A 14,875-nucleotide genomic window follows, 5' to 3' on the forward strand; every position below is an offset into this window, starting at 1 on the left:
ATCAGGACATCCCAGGGAGGAAACGGACGACGAGGTCGATGATCTTGATACCGATGAACGGCGCGATGATGCCGCCGACACCGTAGATCGCCAGGTTGCGGGACAGCAGCGTCGACGCGCTCGACGGCGTGTACTTCACGCCCCGCAGCGCCAGCGGAATCAGCGCCACGATGACGAGCGCGTTGAAGATCACCGCTGACAGAATCGCCGACTGCGGGCTGTGCAGCCGCATGATGTTGAGCACGTCCAGGCCGGGGAACAGCACCACGAACAGCGCGGGAATGATCGCGAAGTACTTGGCGATATCGTTGGCGATGGAGAACGTGGTCAGCGCGCCGCGCGTGATCAGCAACTGCTTGCCGATCTCCACGATCTCGATGAGTTTGGTCGGATCCGAATCCAGATCGACCATATTCCCGGCCTCCTTGGCGGCCGAGGTGCCGGTGTTCATCGCGACGCCGACGTCGGCCTGGGCCAGAGCGGGCGCGTCGTTGGTGCCGTCACCGGTCATCGCGACCAGGCGGCCGCCGTCCTGCTCCGACTTGATCAGCGCCAGCTTGTCCTCCGGCGTGGCCTCGGCGAGGAAGTCGTCGACCCCCGCCTCGTCGGCGATCGCCTTGGCTGTCAACGGATTATCACCCGTGATCATCACCGTCCGGATGCCCATGCGCCGCATCTCGTCGAAACGCTCACGCATGCCCTGCTTCACGACGTCCTTGAGGTGAATCACGCCGAGCAGCCGGGCTTTTCCGCCGGAGATCTCGCCGACCACCAGCGGGGTGCCGCCGGAGGCGGAGATACCGTCGACCGTCACACCGACCGCCTCGGGCACCGCACCGCCCTGCGCACGCACCCACTCGGTGACCGCGCTCGCGGCACCCTTCCGCAGCTGATGACCGTCGGACAGGTCCACGCCCGACATGCGGGTCTGGGCGGTGAATTCCACCCAGGTGGCCCCGGTCAGCTCGCCGGGCGTGCGCTCCCGCTTGTTGTAGGCCTGCTTGGCGTACACCACGATCGAGCGGCCCTCGGGCGTTTCGTCCGCGAGGCTGGAAAGCTGTGCGGCATCGGCGATCTCGTCCTCGGAGACGCCCGGCATCGGCACGAACTCCGACGCCTGGCGATTGCCGAGGGTGATGGTGCCGGTCTTGTCCAGCAGCAGCGTGTTCACGTCGCCCGCGGCCTCCACGGCACGGCCGGACATGGCCAGCACATTGCGCTGCACCAGGCGGTCCATGCCCGCGATGCCGATGGCCGACAGCAGCGCGCCGATGGTCGTCGGGATCAGGCAGACCAGCAGCGACACCATGACGATCCCGGTGACACCGTGCACATCCAGCGCCAGGGTGTCATCGACGCCCGGACTGTTCGCCTTGGCGAAGATCGCCAGCGGTTGCAGCGTCGCCACCGCGAATACGAAGATGATCGTCAGCGCGGCGAGCAGGATGTTCAGCGCGATCTCGTTCGGCGTCTTCTGCCGGCTGGCGCCTTCGACCAGCGCGATCATCTTGTCGATGAACGAGCCGCCGGGCTCCTGCGTGATCTCGACGACGATCCGGTCCGACAGCACGGTGGTGCCGCCGGTGACGGCCGAGCGGTCGCCGCCGGATTCGCGGATCACCGGCGCGGATTCACCGGTGATGGCCGACTCGTCCACGGACGCAATGCCTTCCACGACGTCGCCGTCGCCCGGGATCACCTGGCCCGCCTCGACCACGACGTGATCGCCGCGGGCGAGTTCCGGCGCCGGAACCTGTTCGTCGGTGACGTTCTCCTGCCCCGGATCCCAGTCCACCAGCCGTCGTGCGACGGTATCGGTCTTGGCCTTGCGCAGGGTGTCGGCCTGAGCCTTGCCGCGCCCCTCGGCGACGGCCTCGGCCAGGTTCGCGAAAAGCACTGTGAGCCACAGCCATACGACGATCGCCCAGCCGAAGAACGTCGGATCGGCGATGGCCAGGATGGTCGACCAGACCGCGCCGATCTCGACGATCAGCATCACCGGATTGCGCCACAGCGTGCGCGGATCCAGCTTCCGGACGGCGTCGGGCAGCGATTTCACCAGCATCCGCGGGGTGAAGACGCCGCTGCCGACACGGCCGGACGTGTGCGCCGAGGACTCGGGCTTCGTCTCCGTGGTGTCCAGGGTGGGGGTGGTCATGAATGGATTCCTTCGGCGAGCGGCCCGAGCGCCAACGCGGGCAGGAAGGTGAGTGCGACCAGGATCAGGGTCACGCCGACGACCATGCCGACGAACTGCGGCCGGTGCGTCGGCAGCGTGCCGATCGACGCGGGGGTATGTCCTTGTGCGGCAAGCGATCCGGCCAGCGCGAGGGCGAGGATGATCGGAACGAACCGGCCGAACACCATGGCCAGGCCCAGCGCGGTGTTGTACCAGTCGGTATTGCCCGACAGGCCCGCGAACGCCGAACCGTTGTTGTTGGCCGCCGAGGCGAAGGCGTACAGCACCTCGGTCAGGCCGTGCGGTCCGGTGTTGGCCATACTCGCGCGCTCGCCCGGCAACGCCATGGCGCTAGCCGTGCCCACCAGCACGATCAGGGGGCTGACCAGGAAATACGAGGCGGCCAGCTTGATCTCGCGCGGGGTGATCTTCTTGCCCAGATATTCCGGCGTGCGCCCGACCATCAGGCCCGCGACGAAGACGGTGATCACGGCCAGGATCAGCATGCCGTACAGGCCCGAGCCCACACCGCCGGGCGCGACCTCACCGAGTTGCATGTTGAACAGCGGCCACAGGCCGCCGAGGCTGGTGTAGGAGTCGTGCGCGGAGTCGACCGCACCGGTCGAGGTGAGCGTGGTCGCCGAGGCGAAGGTCGCCGAATTCGATACGCCGAAGCGGGTTTCCACGTCGGCCATCGCCGAGCCGACGGCGGTCGGCACGGTGCCGTGATGGATCAGCTGGAAGTAGTTCGTCAGCACGGTGCTGAGGATCGCCAGGGCGGCCATCACGCTCACGATCGCGTAGCCCTGCTTCGGGTTGCCGACCAGGCGGCCGAAGGTGCGCGGCAGCGAGAACGCGATGATCAGGATCAGGAAGATCTCGACCCAGTTCGTCCAGGTCGTCGGGTTCTCGAACGGATGCGCGGAGTTCACGTTGAAGAAGCCGCCACCGTTGGTGCCCAGCTCCTTGATGACCTCCTGGCTGGCGACCGGACCACCCGGCAGGGTCTGCGATCCGGTATTGCCGACAGTCTGCGCGACCTGGTCGAAGACGTGGAAGTTCTGCACCGCGCCGCCGGCGATCAGCACCAGGGCGAAGACGAACGCGATCGGGAGCAGGATTCGGATGGTTCCCCTCACCAGATCCACCCAGAAGTTGCCCAGATCGCTCGTATCGCGCCGGGCGAAGCCACGGACCAGCGCGATCGCGACGGCCATGCCGACGGCGGCCGACACGAAGTTCTGCACGGCGAGGCCGGCCATCTGCACGGTGTGGCCCATCGTGGACTCACCGGCGTAGTTCTGCCAGTTCGTATTCGTGACGAAACTGATCGCGGTGTTCCAGGCCAGGCCGCCGGTCATCTCGGTGCCCGGCTCGCCGAGGTGCCACGGCAGATGGCCCTGCACCAGTTGCAGGAAGAACAGGAACAGCACGCTGATCGCCGAGAACGCCAGCACGCTGCGGGCGTACACGCCCCAGTTCTGCTCGACGCCCGGCTGGACGCCGATGAGCTTGTAGATGCCGCGCTCGACGCGGGAGTGCTGCTGTCCCGCGTACACCCGATACATGTAGTCACCGAGCGGGATGTGCACCACGGCGAGCGCGAGGATCAGGGAGACCGCGAAAAGAATCCCCGCTGTAGTCGTGTTCACCTAGAACCTTTCCGGGAACAGCAGCGCCGCAACGACATACAGCGCGACGCCGACGGCCAGCACCAGACCGATGATGTTCTGCGTCACAGCCGTTCCACCCCCCGTTGGATCAGACCGAGCAGAGCGAAAACCGCCACGGTCACCAGGGTGAACACCACGACAGACATGGAGAGAACCTTTCTTGGACAACACGCATCGCAAGATGCGCCGCAGTGAGTGAAACGCCAGTTCTGCCTGTCTCAGAGGTCGTTAACGCGTTCTTTGCGGGGAAAGTCGCCGCTTTGACGGACCCCTTACAGGCGTCCTCGGAGGCCGCTCGGAGAACGTCAAGGCTGGGCAGGGTTCCGTCAAGAAGCCGTTAATACTGCCGACCACGCTCGCTCGCAGCTCCCGCATCCCGCATGCTTTTGATTTCCCGGCATGCTTTTGGCCGGGATCCATGTCTGGCACCTAAGGATTCCGGCCGAAAGCGTGCCGGAAAAAGGGTGCCGTCGCAGCTGACGTAAGGAGATGACAGTGCCGGATTTCGCGGTCACCGCCTCGGTGCTCCTCGGCTTCCTGGCCTGCGCGCTGGGCCTGCGGGTACTCGCCACAACAGGGGCGGCGACCCAGCGCGTGCCGCGGGACGCGCGCGCGGATACGCGCGCCATGATGGACGAGTGAAGCGCGGCCAACTGCGGATCTACCTAGGCGCGGCCCCCGGTGTGGGCAAGACGTTCGCGATGCTCGGCGAGGCGCATCGGCGTCTGGAGCGCGGCCGCGACCTGGTCGCGGCGGTGGTGGAGACGCACGGACGCAAGAAGACCGCCGAACTGCTCGAGGGCATCGAACGGGTCCCCCAGAAGAACATCGAGTACCGCGGCGCCACCCTGCCCGAACTGGATGTCGAGGCGGTGCTGCGCCGCCGTCCCGCGGTGGTCCTGATCGACGAACTCGCGCACACCAACGTGCCCGGATCCCGGAACGAGAAGCGCTGGCAGGACGTGCACGAACTGCTCGACGCCGGGATCGATGTGGTGTCCACGGTCAACGTGCAGCACCTGGAGAGCCTCAACGACGTCGTGCAGCAGATCACCGGCGTCGTGCAGCGCGAGACCGTCCCGGACTGGGTGGTGCGCGGGGCCGAGCAGATCGAACTCGTGGACATCACGCCCGAGGCGCTGCGGCGGCGGCTGTCGCACGGCAACGTCTACGCCGCGGAGAAGGTGGACGCCGCGCTGCGCAACTACTTCCGGCCCGGAAACCTCACGGCGCTGCGGGAATTGGCGCTGCTGTGGCTGGCCGACCAGGTCGACGCGGCGCTGGCCAAGTACCGCGACGACCACAAGATCACCGACACCTGGGAGGCCCGCGAGCGCGTGGTCGTGGCGGTGACCGGCGGCCCGGAGTCGGAGACCATCGTGCGCCGCGCCAGCCGCATCGCCACCAAGTCCAGCGCGGATCTGATCGTGGTGCACGTGGTCCGCGGCGACGGCCTGGCCGGAGTGTCCACGCAGCGGCTGGCCCGGCTGCGGGATCTGGCCGGCGGCCTGGGCGCGAGTCTGCACACGGTCACCGGCGAGGACGTGCCCGAGGCGCTGCTGGGCTTCGCCCGTCAGGTCAACGCCACCCAGCTGGTGCTGGGCACCTCGCGGCGCTCGCGGTGGGCCCGCATTCTCGACGAGGGCATCGGCTCAGCCGTCGTGCAGGCGTCGGGAAAGATCGACGTGCACATGGTCACCCACGCGGAGTCCAAGCGCGGATTCCGGTGGTCGTCGGTGACGCCCCGGCAGCGCAAGCTCGCCTCCTGGGTGGCCGCGGTGCTGGTGCCGACGGTGATCACCGCGGTGTGCAACGTCTGGCTGGACGATCATCTGGATCTGGCGGGCGAGAGCGCGCTGTACTTCATCGGCGTGATCGCGGTGTCACTGCTGGGCGGCGTCGCCCCGGCGGCGCTGTCGGCGCTGCTGGGCGGCGTGCTGCTGAACTTCTTCTTCGTCTCGCCGCGGCACAGCCTCACCATCGCCGAGCTGAACAACTTCCTCACCATCGTGGTGATGCTGATGGTGGCCGTCGCGGTCGCCGCGCTGGTGGACGTGTCCGCCAAGCGCACTCGCGAGGCGCGGCGGGCCTCGCAGCAGGCCGAACTGCTCACCGTCTTCGCCGGGGCTGTCCTGCACGGCGCCGACCTGCACGACCTGCTGGAACGCGCGCGCGAGACCTTCGGGCAGCACGCGGTCAGCTTCGCCACCGACGACGAGGTGATCGCCTGTGTCGGCGAGGATCCACCCCGTCGCGTCGCCGACGCCGACGTCGCGATCGAGGCCGGCGACGATATGCACTGGCTGCTGCTCACCGGCCGCCGGCTGACCCCGGGCGACCGGCTGGTGCTCGGCGCGGTCGCCAATCAGGCGGCCGGGCTGCAACAGCGCCGCCGGCTGGCCGACGAGGCCCAGGCCGCGGCCAGCGTCCTCGAGGCCGACCGGCTGCGCCGGGCCCTGCTGTCGGCGGTCAGTCACGACCTGCGCACCCCACTGGCGGGCGCCAAGGCCGCGGTGTCCAGCCTGCGCAGCGACGACGTCGAATTCTCGCCCGAGGACACCGCCGAACTGCTCGAGACCATCGAGGAATCCGTCGATCAACTGACCTCGCTGGTCGGCAATCTGCTGGATTCGTCGCGGCTGGCGGTCGGGGTGGTGCAACCGCAGCTCAAGCAGGTCTATCTGGAGGAGGTCGTCAATCGCGCGGTGGTCGGCGTCGGGATGGGCACCCGGGGTCTGCGCCGCGCGGCCATGGATAGGATCAAGGTCGAAGTCGGCGACGCCTCGGTGCACGCGGACAGCGGCCTGCTGGAACGGGTGCTGGCCAATCTCATCGATAACGCGCTGCGCTACGCCCCGAGCGACACGCCGGTGCGCGTCACCGCGGAACCCACCGGCAACCGCGTGTCGATCACGGTGGTGGACTACGGTCCCGGAGTGCCGACGGGCATGGAAGACCAGATGTTCGAACCGTTCCAACGGCTGGGCGATCGCGACAACTCCACCGGCGTCGGGCTGGGACTGTCGGTGGTGCGCGGATTCGTCGAGGCGATGGCCGGCACGGTGCACGCCGAACCGACCCCCGGCGGGGGTCTCACCATGGTGATCGATCTCCCGGCCGCGCAGAACGCGACCCGGCAACCGGCACGAGAACAGGAGTAGTACGCGTGACTACACCGAGCAGCGACGGACGGCAGGAGGCCGCGCGTCACCACGGCGGCACGCGGGAACGCGACCAGCCGGCCTCGGCGGCGGTCCGGGTGCTGGTGGTCGACGACGAACCGCAGATCCTGCGCGCGCTGCGGATCAACCTGTCGGTCCGCGGCTACGAGGTGATCACCGCGGCCACCGGGGCCGCCGCGCTGCGGGCGGCCGCGGAGAAACATCCCGCCGTCGTCGTCCTCGATCTCGGACTGCCGGATATGGACGGCATCGACGTGCTGGCCGGGCTGCGAGGCTGGAGCCAGTCGCCCGTGATCGTGCTGTCGGCGCGCACCGATTCGGCCGACAAGGTGGAGGCGCTCGACGCCGGCGCCGACGACTACGTGACCAAGCCCTTCGGCATGGACGAACTGCTGGCCCGGCTGCGCGCGGCGGTCCGGCGCGGGGCCGCGGTCGGCGAGGGCTCCGACCCGGTGGTCGAAACCTCCTCGTTCACAGTCGATCTCGCGGCCAAGAAGGTCACCAAGCACGGCGTCGACGTCCACCTGACCCCGACCGAGTGGGGCGTCCTGGAAATGCTGGTCCGCAACCAGGGCAAACTCGTGGGCCGCCGCGAACTCCTGCGCGAGGTCTGGGGGCCGTCCTACGCCACCGAAACCCATTACCTCCGCGTCTATCTCGCCCAGCTGCGCCGCAAATTGGAAGACGATCCCTCCCACCCCAAGCATCTGCTGACCGAGGCGGGCATGGGCTACCGCTTCCAGTCCTAGGCCCTCACCACTTCTGCCGTGACCACGCTCACTCCTCCTCGGATGGCAAACTCGAGTCATGACTGAACAGACCTCTGCCCAGGCTTCGACGACCGCCTCGGGCCCGGCCCAGCTGTGGGTCGAGCGCACGGGGACCCGGCGCTACACCGGGCGTAGCTCCCGCGGGGCGGAGGTGCTCGTCGGGTCCGAGGGCGTCGAGGGCGTGTTCACGCCGGGTGAGCTGCTGAAGATCGCCCTGGCCGCCTGCACCGGCATGAGTTCGGACTTTCCGCTGTCGAACCGGCTCGGCGAGAACTACGACGTCACCATCCGGGTGTCCGGCGCCGCCGACCGCGAGAACGAGGTCTATCCCGAACTCGACGAGGTGGTCGAGCTGGATCTGTCCGAACTCGACGACGCGGCCCGCGAACGGCTGCTGGTAACCGTGCAGCGAGCCATCGACAAGGTGTGCACCGTGGGCCGCACGCTGAAGGCCGGCAGCAAGGTGAACCTGTCGTTCGAGGTGGAGGCGTGAGCATCCGGCGGTGCGCGCGGGCCGGGCGATGACCGCCGATCCGGTCCGGTTGAGCGCGTGGGTGCACGGCACCGTGCAGGGCGTCGGGTTCCGGTGGTGGACCCGATCCCGCGCCCTCGAACTCGGTTTGACCGGATACGCGCGTAACACTCGGGACGGCCGCGTGCATGTCATAGCAGAGGGTCCGAGGGACCGATGTGACAGACTGCTCACGTTGTTGCGGTCCGGCAACACGCCTGGCCGCGTCGACCTGGTTGTGGAAGACTGGGGCGCCGCGCAGGGCGAATGGGCCGGATTCGAGGAACGGTAGCGGTGGGGAACAGGGAGTCGATCGTTGGCAAGTGAACATTCCGGCAACCGTCCCGGCAATTCTCCGGACCCTGGCGACTCCGAATCCGGTAAACCCGACGGCACTCCGGGTGGTGCGCCCGAACACCCGGATGCCGAGCCCACCGTACGCATGAATCGTCCGGACGCGGACGACCCTTCGCGCGCGAATCGCCCGGATGCGGACGACACGGCACGCATGAATCGTCCGGACGCCGACGAGACCGTTCGCATGCCCCAACCTCCAGGCGGGCCCACGGGGCCGGAATCCGGATCGGGCGGTCCGGGATTCGGCACACCGCCCGGGCCCGGATTCGCACAGCCCACGACGCCCTTACCCGGCCTGCCCGACCCCTTCCCCAGCACCACCGAATCCGGCGGCATCGGCGCACCCCTGCCCGGCATACCCGATCCGTTCGCGAGTGCGTCCGAATCCGGCGGCATGGGCGTACCGTCGCCCGGCGAAACCCCCGGCGGCACAACCGAACCCCCGCGCACCATGCGCGGCAGTATCGAGCGGCAGGAGGCGGGGGTCACCCAGCCGCGGCCGCCGACGGTGGCCGAGGCGCGCGCCCGGGACAAGGCGCGCAAGCGGGCCGAGGAGGCCGAGCGCGCCGCGGCCGAGGCGCTGGAGCAGAAGAAGCGCACCCGCAAGCGGATGCTGATCGGCGGCGTCGCCGTGGTCGGCATCGCCGCGGTGGTCGGCGCCGGATACCTCACCTACCGCGCGGTCACCGCGCCCGACGAGGTCACCGCGTCGTGTATCACCGACGACAACGGGCAGCAGACCGTCGTCCCCGACGACGAGTGCGAACGCGCCCAGCAGTACGCCACCACCTCCGGCGGTGGATACTACGGCGGCGGCGGATTCCCCGGCTTCTTCATCTACAACGGTCACCAGTACCGCTACTACTACGGCGGTAACAACACCGTCGGCCGGCCGCCCACCGGCGGCAGCACGGTCGCGCCCAAGAGCGCGACGGTGAAGACCAAGAGCGGCACCGTCGTTCGCGGCGGTCTCGGTTCCAAGAGCAGCAGCACCAGTGGAGGTTCCTAGTGCGGCGGGTGCGCAGTAATCCGCGACCGGGCTGGCAGAAGATCATTCAGGATCAGGGCCTGGTTTTCGGTTCACCCGGCCGCGACGTCAACGGGCAGCCGCGGCCGTACTGGGACGAATCGGTCCACTACGAATTCGATCTGGACGAGATCCTCGCGCTCGAGGCACAGGTCGAGGTCCTGCACACGATGTGCCTGCACGCCGTCGAGCAGATCGTCCTCACCGAGCGATTCGCCGAATTCGGTCTGCCGCAATGGAGTTGGGAGCCGATCAAGAAATCCTGGCAGCGCTCCGACCCGTACGTGTACGGCCGGTTCGACCTGCGCTACGACGGCCGCGGCCCGGCGAAACTGCTGGAGTACAACGCCGATACGCCGACCTCGCTGCTGGAGGCGGCGATCGTGCAGTGGCACTGGCTGACCGACACCCACTCCGGCGACGACCAGTGGAATTCGTTGCACGAGAAGCTGGTCGAGCGCTGGGGCGAACTGCGCGAGACGCTCCCGACGGGCGACCTGCACTTCACCTGGTCGTCGGCCGACGGCTCCGGCGAGGACAACGTCACCACCGCGTACATGCAGGAGACCGCGGCCGAGGCCGGATTCCACACGGTGGCGCTGCCGATCGAGGAGATCGGATTCGACACGGAGCTGGAGCGTTTCGTCGATCTGGCCGACGCCCCGATCGAGTCGCTGTTCAAGCTGTACCCGTGGGAGTGGGCGCTGGACGACGAATTCGGCAAGCGCGTAGTCGATTCCCTGCCGGAGACGACCTGGGTCGAGCCGCTGTGGAAGGCGATGCTGTCGAACAAGGCGCTGCTGGCGGTGCTGTGGGAGATGTACCCCGGTCACCCGAATCTGCTGCCCGCCTACATCGATGACCCGCACGAGCTCACCGAGTACATCCGCAAACCCAAACTTGGCCGCGAGGGCGCGAATATGACCATCGTCGGCGCCGGTATGGAGACGGCCACCGGCGGGGTGTACGGCGAGGAGGGCTTCGTCTACCAGTTGCTCGATCCGCTGCCGGATTTCGACGGCATGCGCCCGGTACTGGGCGCCTGGATCGTCGGCGACACCTCGGCGGGCCTGGGCATCCGCGAGACTCCCGGCCTGATCACCGACGACAGCTCCACCTTCGTCCCGCACCGTATTCCGCAGCACTGATACCGTGCCGCACACACCATCTGGAGGACCATCGATGACCACACTCGCGCTCGAGTCGGGGTACTGGGGGAATATCGGGCACGGCATCGGCGCCATCGTCCTGTACGCGATCGTCGGGCTGGCCCTCATGCTGATCGGCTTCTACGCGATCGACATCACCACGCCCGGGCCGCTGCGCAAGATGGTCGCCGCCGGTAACCCGAACGCGGTCGTGGTCACGGCCTCCGGAATGGTCAGCATGGCGCTGATCGTCGTGCTGGCGGTCTACTCCTCGAGCGGCAAGCTGTCCGAGGGGATCATCGCCGCGGCCATCTACGGCCTGCTCGGCATTGTCGTGCAGGTGGTCTCGGTCCGAGTGCTGGAGTGGGTGCTCGGCATCGACATCGGCGACCTGCTGCACGCGGAGAGCTACTCGGTGCAGTCGCTGGTCGTCGCCGCCGCGCACCTCGGACTCGGTCTGGTCGTCGCCGTCGCGATCTCGTAGCGGCGCGTCAGAACGTGTAGCGCAGGACCCGAAAGGATCTGCGCAGCGCGGGAATTCGCGAGAGCACCCGGTACAGGGTGCGATAGCCGGTCGAGGGCACCTGCGCGTACCGCGACAGGACGTCGATGTGATCGGCCATGCGCAGCTTCGGATTCCAGCGTTCGAGCTGCTCGGGATCGCGCAGCGCCCAGCCCATCCGGAAGCCGCCGTAGGGGCCGGGCATCCTGCCCGAGACGGAGACGACCCACGGGGCGACGCCGTCGAAGATCAGTTCCCCGCCCGGAACCCGGCCGATCAGCCGGTTCAGCAGCGTGCGCACCGCGTCCTCGGTGAGATACATCAGCAGGCCCTCGGCGATGATCAGGGTGGGCCCGTCCGAGGGGACCTGCACCAGCCATTCCGGCGCCGTCACCGACGAGCCGATCATCTTGTATCCGGATCCGGCTCGCTCCGGATAAATTCGGCGGCGTAGCTCGATGACGTCGGGGAGGTCGACGTCGAACCACCGCACGGTCTCCGCCGGATCCAGCCGGTGCACCCGGCTGTCGAGCCCGCAGCCCAGTTGCACCACCGTGCCGGCCGGGTGGCGGGCCAGGAAGTCGGCGGCCCAGTCGTCCAGCTGTTTGGCGCGCAGCACCACGATGTACCGGTCACCGGCCGTCAATCGCATCTTCAGCGTGCCGAAGTCGTAGTCGATGCGCCGCAGCGCCTCGTCGGCCGCGGTGTCGCCCAGGATCGACCTCGGATCGCGGCTCTCCACGGCTCGCAGGTAGAGCGTGACGAGAGTGGTCCATTCGACCCCGGTGAAATCCACGGTGCCTGTCATCAGCATCTCCCGTCTCGCGTGCGGCTATCGGTTCGTAGCGGTGGTGAACTCCAGTAGCTCCGGCAGCGGCCAGGTGTTGATCACCCGTTCGGCCGCGACGTCGTTGGCGACGGCGCGCTCGCATCCGTAGCCCTGCCAATCCAGCTGGCCGGGCGCGTGCGCGTCGGTATCGATGGAGAAGTAGCAGCCCATCTCGACCGCGAGCCGCAGCAGCCGGCTCGGTGGATCGCGGCGCTCGGGGCGGCTGTTGATCTCCACCGCGGTGCCGTAGCGGCGGCAGGCCTCGAACACCACCTCCGCGTCGAACTGCGATTCCGGCCGGGTGCCGCGCGCGCCCTCGACCAGCCGCCCGGTGCAGTGGCCGAGGATGTCCACATTCGGGTCGGCGACCGCGTAGACCATGCGGCGGGTCATGGTCTCGCTGTCGGCGCGGAGGTTGGAGTGGACGCTGGCGACCACGACATCGAGGCGTGCGAGCAGGTCGCTCTGCTGGTCGAGGGCGCCGTCGTCGAGGATGTCGACCTCGATACCGGTGAGGATGCGGAACGGGGCCAATTCCTCGTTCAGCTCCGCCACCACGTCCAGCTGCCGGCGCAACCGGTCGGCGGACAACCCGTTGGCGACCGTCAGCCGCGGCGAATGGTCGGTCAGCGCGCAGTAGTCGTGGCCGAGCGCGGCGGCCGTGCGCATCATCTCCTCGATCGGGCTGCCGCCGTCGGACCAGTCGGAGTGGGTGTGCAGATCGCCGCGCAGCTGCTTGCGCAACGGGCCACCCGCCGGGCCGATCGGCCGTGCCGCCGTCCGCGATTCGCGCAGGCGGTCGGGCAACTGCCCGGCGCACGCCTGCGCGATCGCGTCGGCGGTCTTCGGCCCGATGCCCGGAAGCTCCTGCCAGTGGCCGTTTCTCCGGTAGTCGTCGAACCGCTCCGGCGACAGGTCGGCCACGATATCGGCCGCCCGCCGGTAGGCCTTGACACGATGCGTCTGAGCCCGGGAGCGCTCCATCCAGAACGCGATCTCCCGCAGCGCCTCGACCGGCCCCGGAACGTGCTCGGCCACTAGTGAATCCGTACGTACTTCACGAAGGCGACTCCGTCCTCGAAGACCCGGCTGGTGAGTACCCGGAATCGGGCCGGTTCGGGCAGGTGCGTCGCGCCGAACAGCGGACGGCCGACGCCGAGCACGATCGGATACAACTTCAGGAAGATCTGATCGATCTCCGGCAGCAGCGTCTGGGCGAGTTCGCCGCCGCCGCACAGCCAGATGCCGAGGCCCTTCTCCCGCTTCAGTTCTCGTACGCGTTCGAGCGGATCACCCGGGATCAGTTCGACATCCGGCGCCGGGTTCTCGGGCAGGGTGGTCGACACCACGAACTGCCGCAGGTGGGCGTACGGGCTGGAGGTTCCGGTGCGGACGCCGAAGTCGTGGGTCTTGCGGCCCATCAGCACGGTGTCGAAGTAGCTGCCGAGTTTGTCGATGCCCTGTGCCTCGCGCACCTTCGTCGGCAGGGTCTCCGGATATTGCGCCGTGATCGCCGGGCCGTGGTCACCCCCGACCGGAAAGAAGTCGACCGAACCGTCCTCGCCGGCGATGAAGCCATCGATGGTCGATGCGACGTAATAGGTCAGCTTGCGCATCCGTCCTCCCTTCAGGTCCGCCGAGCACGGTCGGCAGGCACACTGAAAACGGTAGCGCTTCAATTCCGGTGGTGGCAGCGATGTGGCTCCGGCGCGCCCTCGGTTACCGCCGGGGGACCACCCGCTCGCACCGCCGCGGCCACCTGGCACCAGCGGCAGGGCTACGTCCTGCTTACCGCCGCGGCCACCTGGCACCAGCGGCAGGGCTACGTCCTGCTTACCGCCGCGGCCGCGGCTGGCACCGGGGACAGGAGAACGAGGAGCGGTTCATGAACTTCTCGCGGCGCATGGGCGCTCCGCAGCGCCGGCAGGGCTCGTCCTCGCGGCCGTAGGCGGCGAGGGCGCGTTCGAAGTAGCCGGACTGGCCGTTGACGTTGACATACAGCGCGTCGAAGGAGGTGCCGCCGACCCGCAGCGCCTCCCCCATCACCGCGCTCACCTCGGTCAGCAGGCCGTGCAGGGCGGGGCCGGTGAGCTTGGCGGCGATGCGTTCACCGTGCAGGCGGGCGCGCCACAGCGCCTCGTCGGCGTAGATGTTGCCGATCCCGGACACCACCGTCTGGTCCAGCAGCACCCGCTTGATCTCGGAATGCTTGGCCCGCATCCGCCGCACCACCGAGTCGGCGTCGAACAGCGGGTCCAGCGGATCACGCCCGATGTGCGCGACGGATTCGGGGACGCGGCTGCCGTCCACCTCCACGATCGTGTTCAGCGCCCAGCCGCCGAAGGTGCGCTGATCGACGAACCGCATCTGCGATCCGGAGTCCAGGGTGGCGACGATGTGCGCGTGCTTCTCCAGCGGGACATCGGCGGACTGCACCAGCATCTGCCCGCTCATGCCCAGGTGCACGACCAGCGCGAGGTCGGGATCGTCGAAGGTCAGCCAGAGGAACTTGCCGCGGCGCCGCGCGGATTCGATGCGCAGCCCGGCCAGTTGTGCGGCCAGATCGTCACCGCCGAGCAGATGCCGGCGCACGGAACGCGGGTGTTTGACGGTGACCGACTCGATGACGCTGCCGACCACATGGTCGCTCAGCCCACGTCGAACGGTTTCGACCTCGGGTAGTTCGGGCACCGATGC

The 14,875-nt window shown here is 68.3% G+C and carries 15 protein-coding genes; 8 read left to right on the plus strand and 7 right to left on the minus strand.

Annotated elements, in window-relative coordinates; all coding sequences use genetic code 11:
• Position 1: 1 nt before the first annotated feature.
• From kdpB to ON41_RS43655, 3 genes are read right to left on the minus strand one after another with little or no spacing between them, the layout of a single operon-like run.
• Positions 2 to 2,158 (minus strand): potassium-transporting ATPase subunit KdpB, encoded by a 2,157-nt coding sequence (kdpB, locus tag ON41_RS22130; protein WP_040749638.1) that lies wholly within the window; start codon positions 2,156 to 2,158, stop codon positions 2 to 4.
• Positions 2,155 to 3,831: a potassium-transporting ATPase subunit KdpA gene (kdpA, locus tag ON41_RS22135; protein WP_040749639.1), complete on the minus strand. Its 1,677-nt coding sequence runs from the start codon at positions 3,829 to 3,831 to the stop codon at positions 2,155 to 2,157. The genes kdpB and kdpA overlap by 4 nt, the downstream gene beginning before the upstream one ends.
• A complete protein-coding gene (locus ON41_RS43655) occupies positions 3,832 to 4,023 on the minus strand; it encodes a potassium-transporting ATPase subunit F (RefSeq protein ID WP_306307787.1) in 192 nt (63 codons plus the stop codon).
• Positions 4,024 to 4,341: 318 nt separating this feature from the next.
• Here ON41_RS43655 and ON41_RS41765 point away from each other — a divergent pair, with 318 nt between their 5' ends.
• From ON41_RS41765 to ON41_RS22175, 8 genes are all read left to right on the plus strand, one after another.
• Positions 4,342 to 4,494 (plus strand): hypothetical protein, encoded by a 153-nt coding sequence (locus ON41_RS41765; RefSeq protein WP_157185580.1) that lies wholly within the window; start codon positions 4,342 to 4,344, stop codon positions 4,492 to 4,494.
• Entirely contained in the window at positions 4,491 to 7,013 is a 2,523-nt protein-coding gene (locus ON41_RS22145; RefSeq protein ID WP_040749641.1) for an ATP-binding protein, read from the plus strand. Before ON41_RS41765 ends, ON41_RS22145 begins: the two co-directional genes overlap by 4 nt.
• 98 nt (positions 7,014 to 7,111) lie before the next feature.
• Complete coding sequence (locus ON41_RS22150; protein WP_040749787.1) at positions 7,112 to 7,783, plus strand: response regulator; 672 nt, start codon at positions 7,112 to 7,114, stop codon at positions 7,781 to 7,783.
• Positions 7,784 to 7,841: 58 nt separating this feature from the next.
• Positions 7,842 to 8,297, plus strand: a complete 456-nt coding sequence (locus tag ON41_RS22155; protein WP_040749642.1) for an OsmC family protein — start codon at positions 7,842 to 7,844, stop codon at positions 8,295 to 8,297.
• Positions 8,298 to 8,325: 28 nt separating this feature from the next.
• A complete protein-coding gene (locus ON41_RS22160; RefSeq protein ID WP_040749788.1) occupies positions 8,326 to 8,607 on the plus strand; it encodes an acylphosphatase in 282 nt (93 codons plus the stop codon).
• A 249-nt stretch (positions 8,608 to 8,856) separates the two neighbouring features.
• On the plus strand, positions 8,857 to 9,681 hold the full coding sequence (locus ON41_RS22165) for a hypothetical protein (protein WP_246460841.1): 825 nt from the start codon (positions 8,857 to 8,859) through the stop codon (positions 9,679 to 9,681).
• Complete coding sequence (locus ON41_RS22170; protein ID WP_040749643.1) at positions 9,681 to 10,847, plus strand: glutathionylspermidine synthase family protein; 1,167 nt, start codon at positions 9,681 to 9,683, stop codon at positions 10,845 to 10,847. Before ON41_RS22165 ends, ON41_RS22170 begins: the two co-directional genes overlap by 1 nt.
• 34 nt (positions 10,848 to 10,881) lie before the next feature.
• Positions 10,882 to 11,331 carry a DUF350 domain-containing protein gene (locus ON41_RS22175; protein ID WP_040749644.1) on the plus strand — a complete coding sequence of 150 codons (450 nt, stop codon included), beginning with the start codon at positions 10,882 to 10,884 and terminating at the stop codon, positions 11,329 to 11,331.
• A 7-nt stretch (positions 11,332 to 11,338) separates the two neighbouring features.
• On the opposite strand, the gene ON41_RS22180 is transcribed toward ON41_RS22175, so the two are convergent.
• The 4 genes from ON41_RS22180 to mutM form a co-directional block, all read right to left on the minus strand.
• Complete coding sequence (locus tag ON41_RS22180; RefSeq protein WP_040749645.1) at positions 11,339 to 12,163, minus strand: class I SAM-dependent methyltransferase; 825 nt, start codon at positions 12,161 to 12,163, stop codon at positions 11,339 to 11,341.
• 18 nt (positions 12,164 to 12,181) lie between these two features.
• Positions 12,182 to 13,216, minus strand: coding sequence for a PHP domain-containing protein (locus ON41_RS22185; protein ID WP_040749646.1), 1,035 nt, complete (start codon positions 13,214 to 13,216; stop codon positions 12,182 to 12,184).
• Positions 13,216 to 13,794, minus strand: coding sequence for a dihydrofolate reductase family protein (locus tag ON41_RS22190; RefSeq protein WP_040749647.1), 579 nt, complete (start codon positions 13,792 to 13,794; stop codon positions 13,216 to 13,218). Before ON41_RS22190 ends, ON41_RS22185 begins: the two co-directional genes overlap by 1 nt.
• Positions 13,795 to 14,011: 217 nt before the next feature.
• On the minus strand, positions 14,012 to 14,869 hold the full coding sequence (gene mutM, locus ON41_RS22195; RefSeq protein WP_040749648.1) for a bifunctional DNA-formamidopyrimidine glycosylase/DNA-(apurinic or apyrimidinic site) lyase: 858 nt from the start codon (positions 14,867 to 14,869) through the stop codon (positions 14,012 to 14,014).
• Between the last annotated feature and the right edge of the window lie 6 nt (positions 14,870 to 14,875).

It is taken from the genome of Nocardia transvalensis NBRC 15921 (assembly GCF_000308875.1).
Taxonomy (GTDB): domain Bacteria; phylum Actinomycetota; class Actinomycetes; order Mycobacteriales; family Mycobacteriaceae; genus Nocardia; species Nocardia transvalensis.

Excerpts from the sequence above, each read along its gene's own strand:
- kdpB (WP_040749638.1), bottom strand. The coding sequence starts at position 2,158 with ATGACCACCCCCACCCTGGACACCACGGAGACGAAGCCCGAGTCCTCG.
- ON41_RS41765 (WP_157185580.1), top strand. The coding sequence starts at position 4,342 with ATGACAGTGCCGGATTTCGCGGTCACCGCCTCGGTGCTCCTCGGCTTC.
- ON41_RS22155 (WP_040749642.1), top strand. The coding sequence starts at position 7,842 with ATGACTGAACAGACCTCTGCCCAGGCTTCGACGACCGCCTCGGGCCCG.
- ON41_RS22160 (WP_040749788.1), top strand. The coding sequence starts at position 8,326 with ATGACCGCCGATCCGGTCCGGTTGAGCGCGTGGGTGCACGGCACCGTG.
- ON41_RS22165 (WP_246460841.1), top strand. The coding sequence starts at position 8,857 with ATGCCCCAACCTCCAGGCGGGCCCACGGGGCCGGAATCCGGATCGGGC.
- ON41_RS22175 (WP_040749644.1), top strand. The coding sequence starts at position 10,882 with ATGACCACACTCGCGCTCGAGTCGGGGTACTGGGGGAATATCGGGCAC.
- ON41_RS22180 (WP_040749645.1), bottom strand. The coding sequence starts at position 12,163 with ATGCTGATGACAGGCACCGTGGATTTCACCGGGGTCGAATGGACCACT.
- ON41_RS22190 (WP_040749647.1), bottom strand. The coding sequence starts at position 13,794 with ATGCGCAAGCTGACCTATTACGTCGCATCGACCATCGATGGCTTCATC.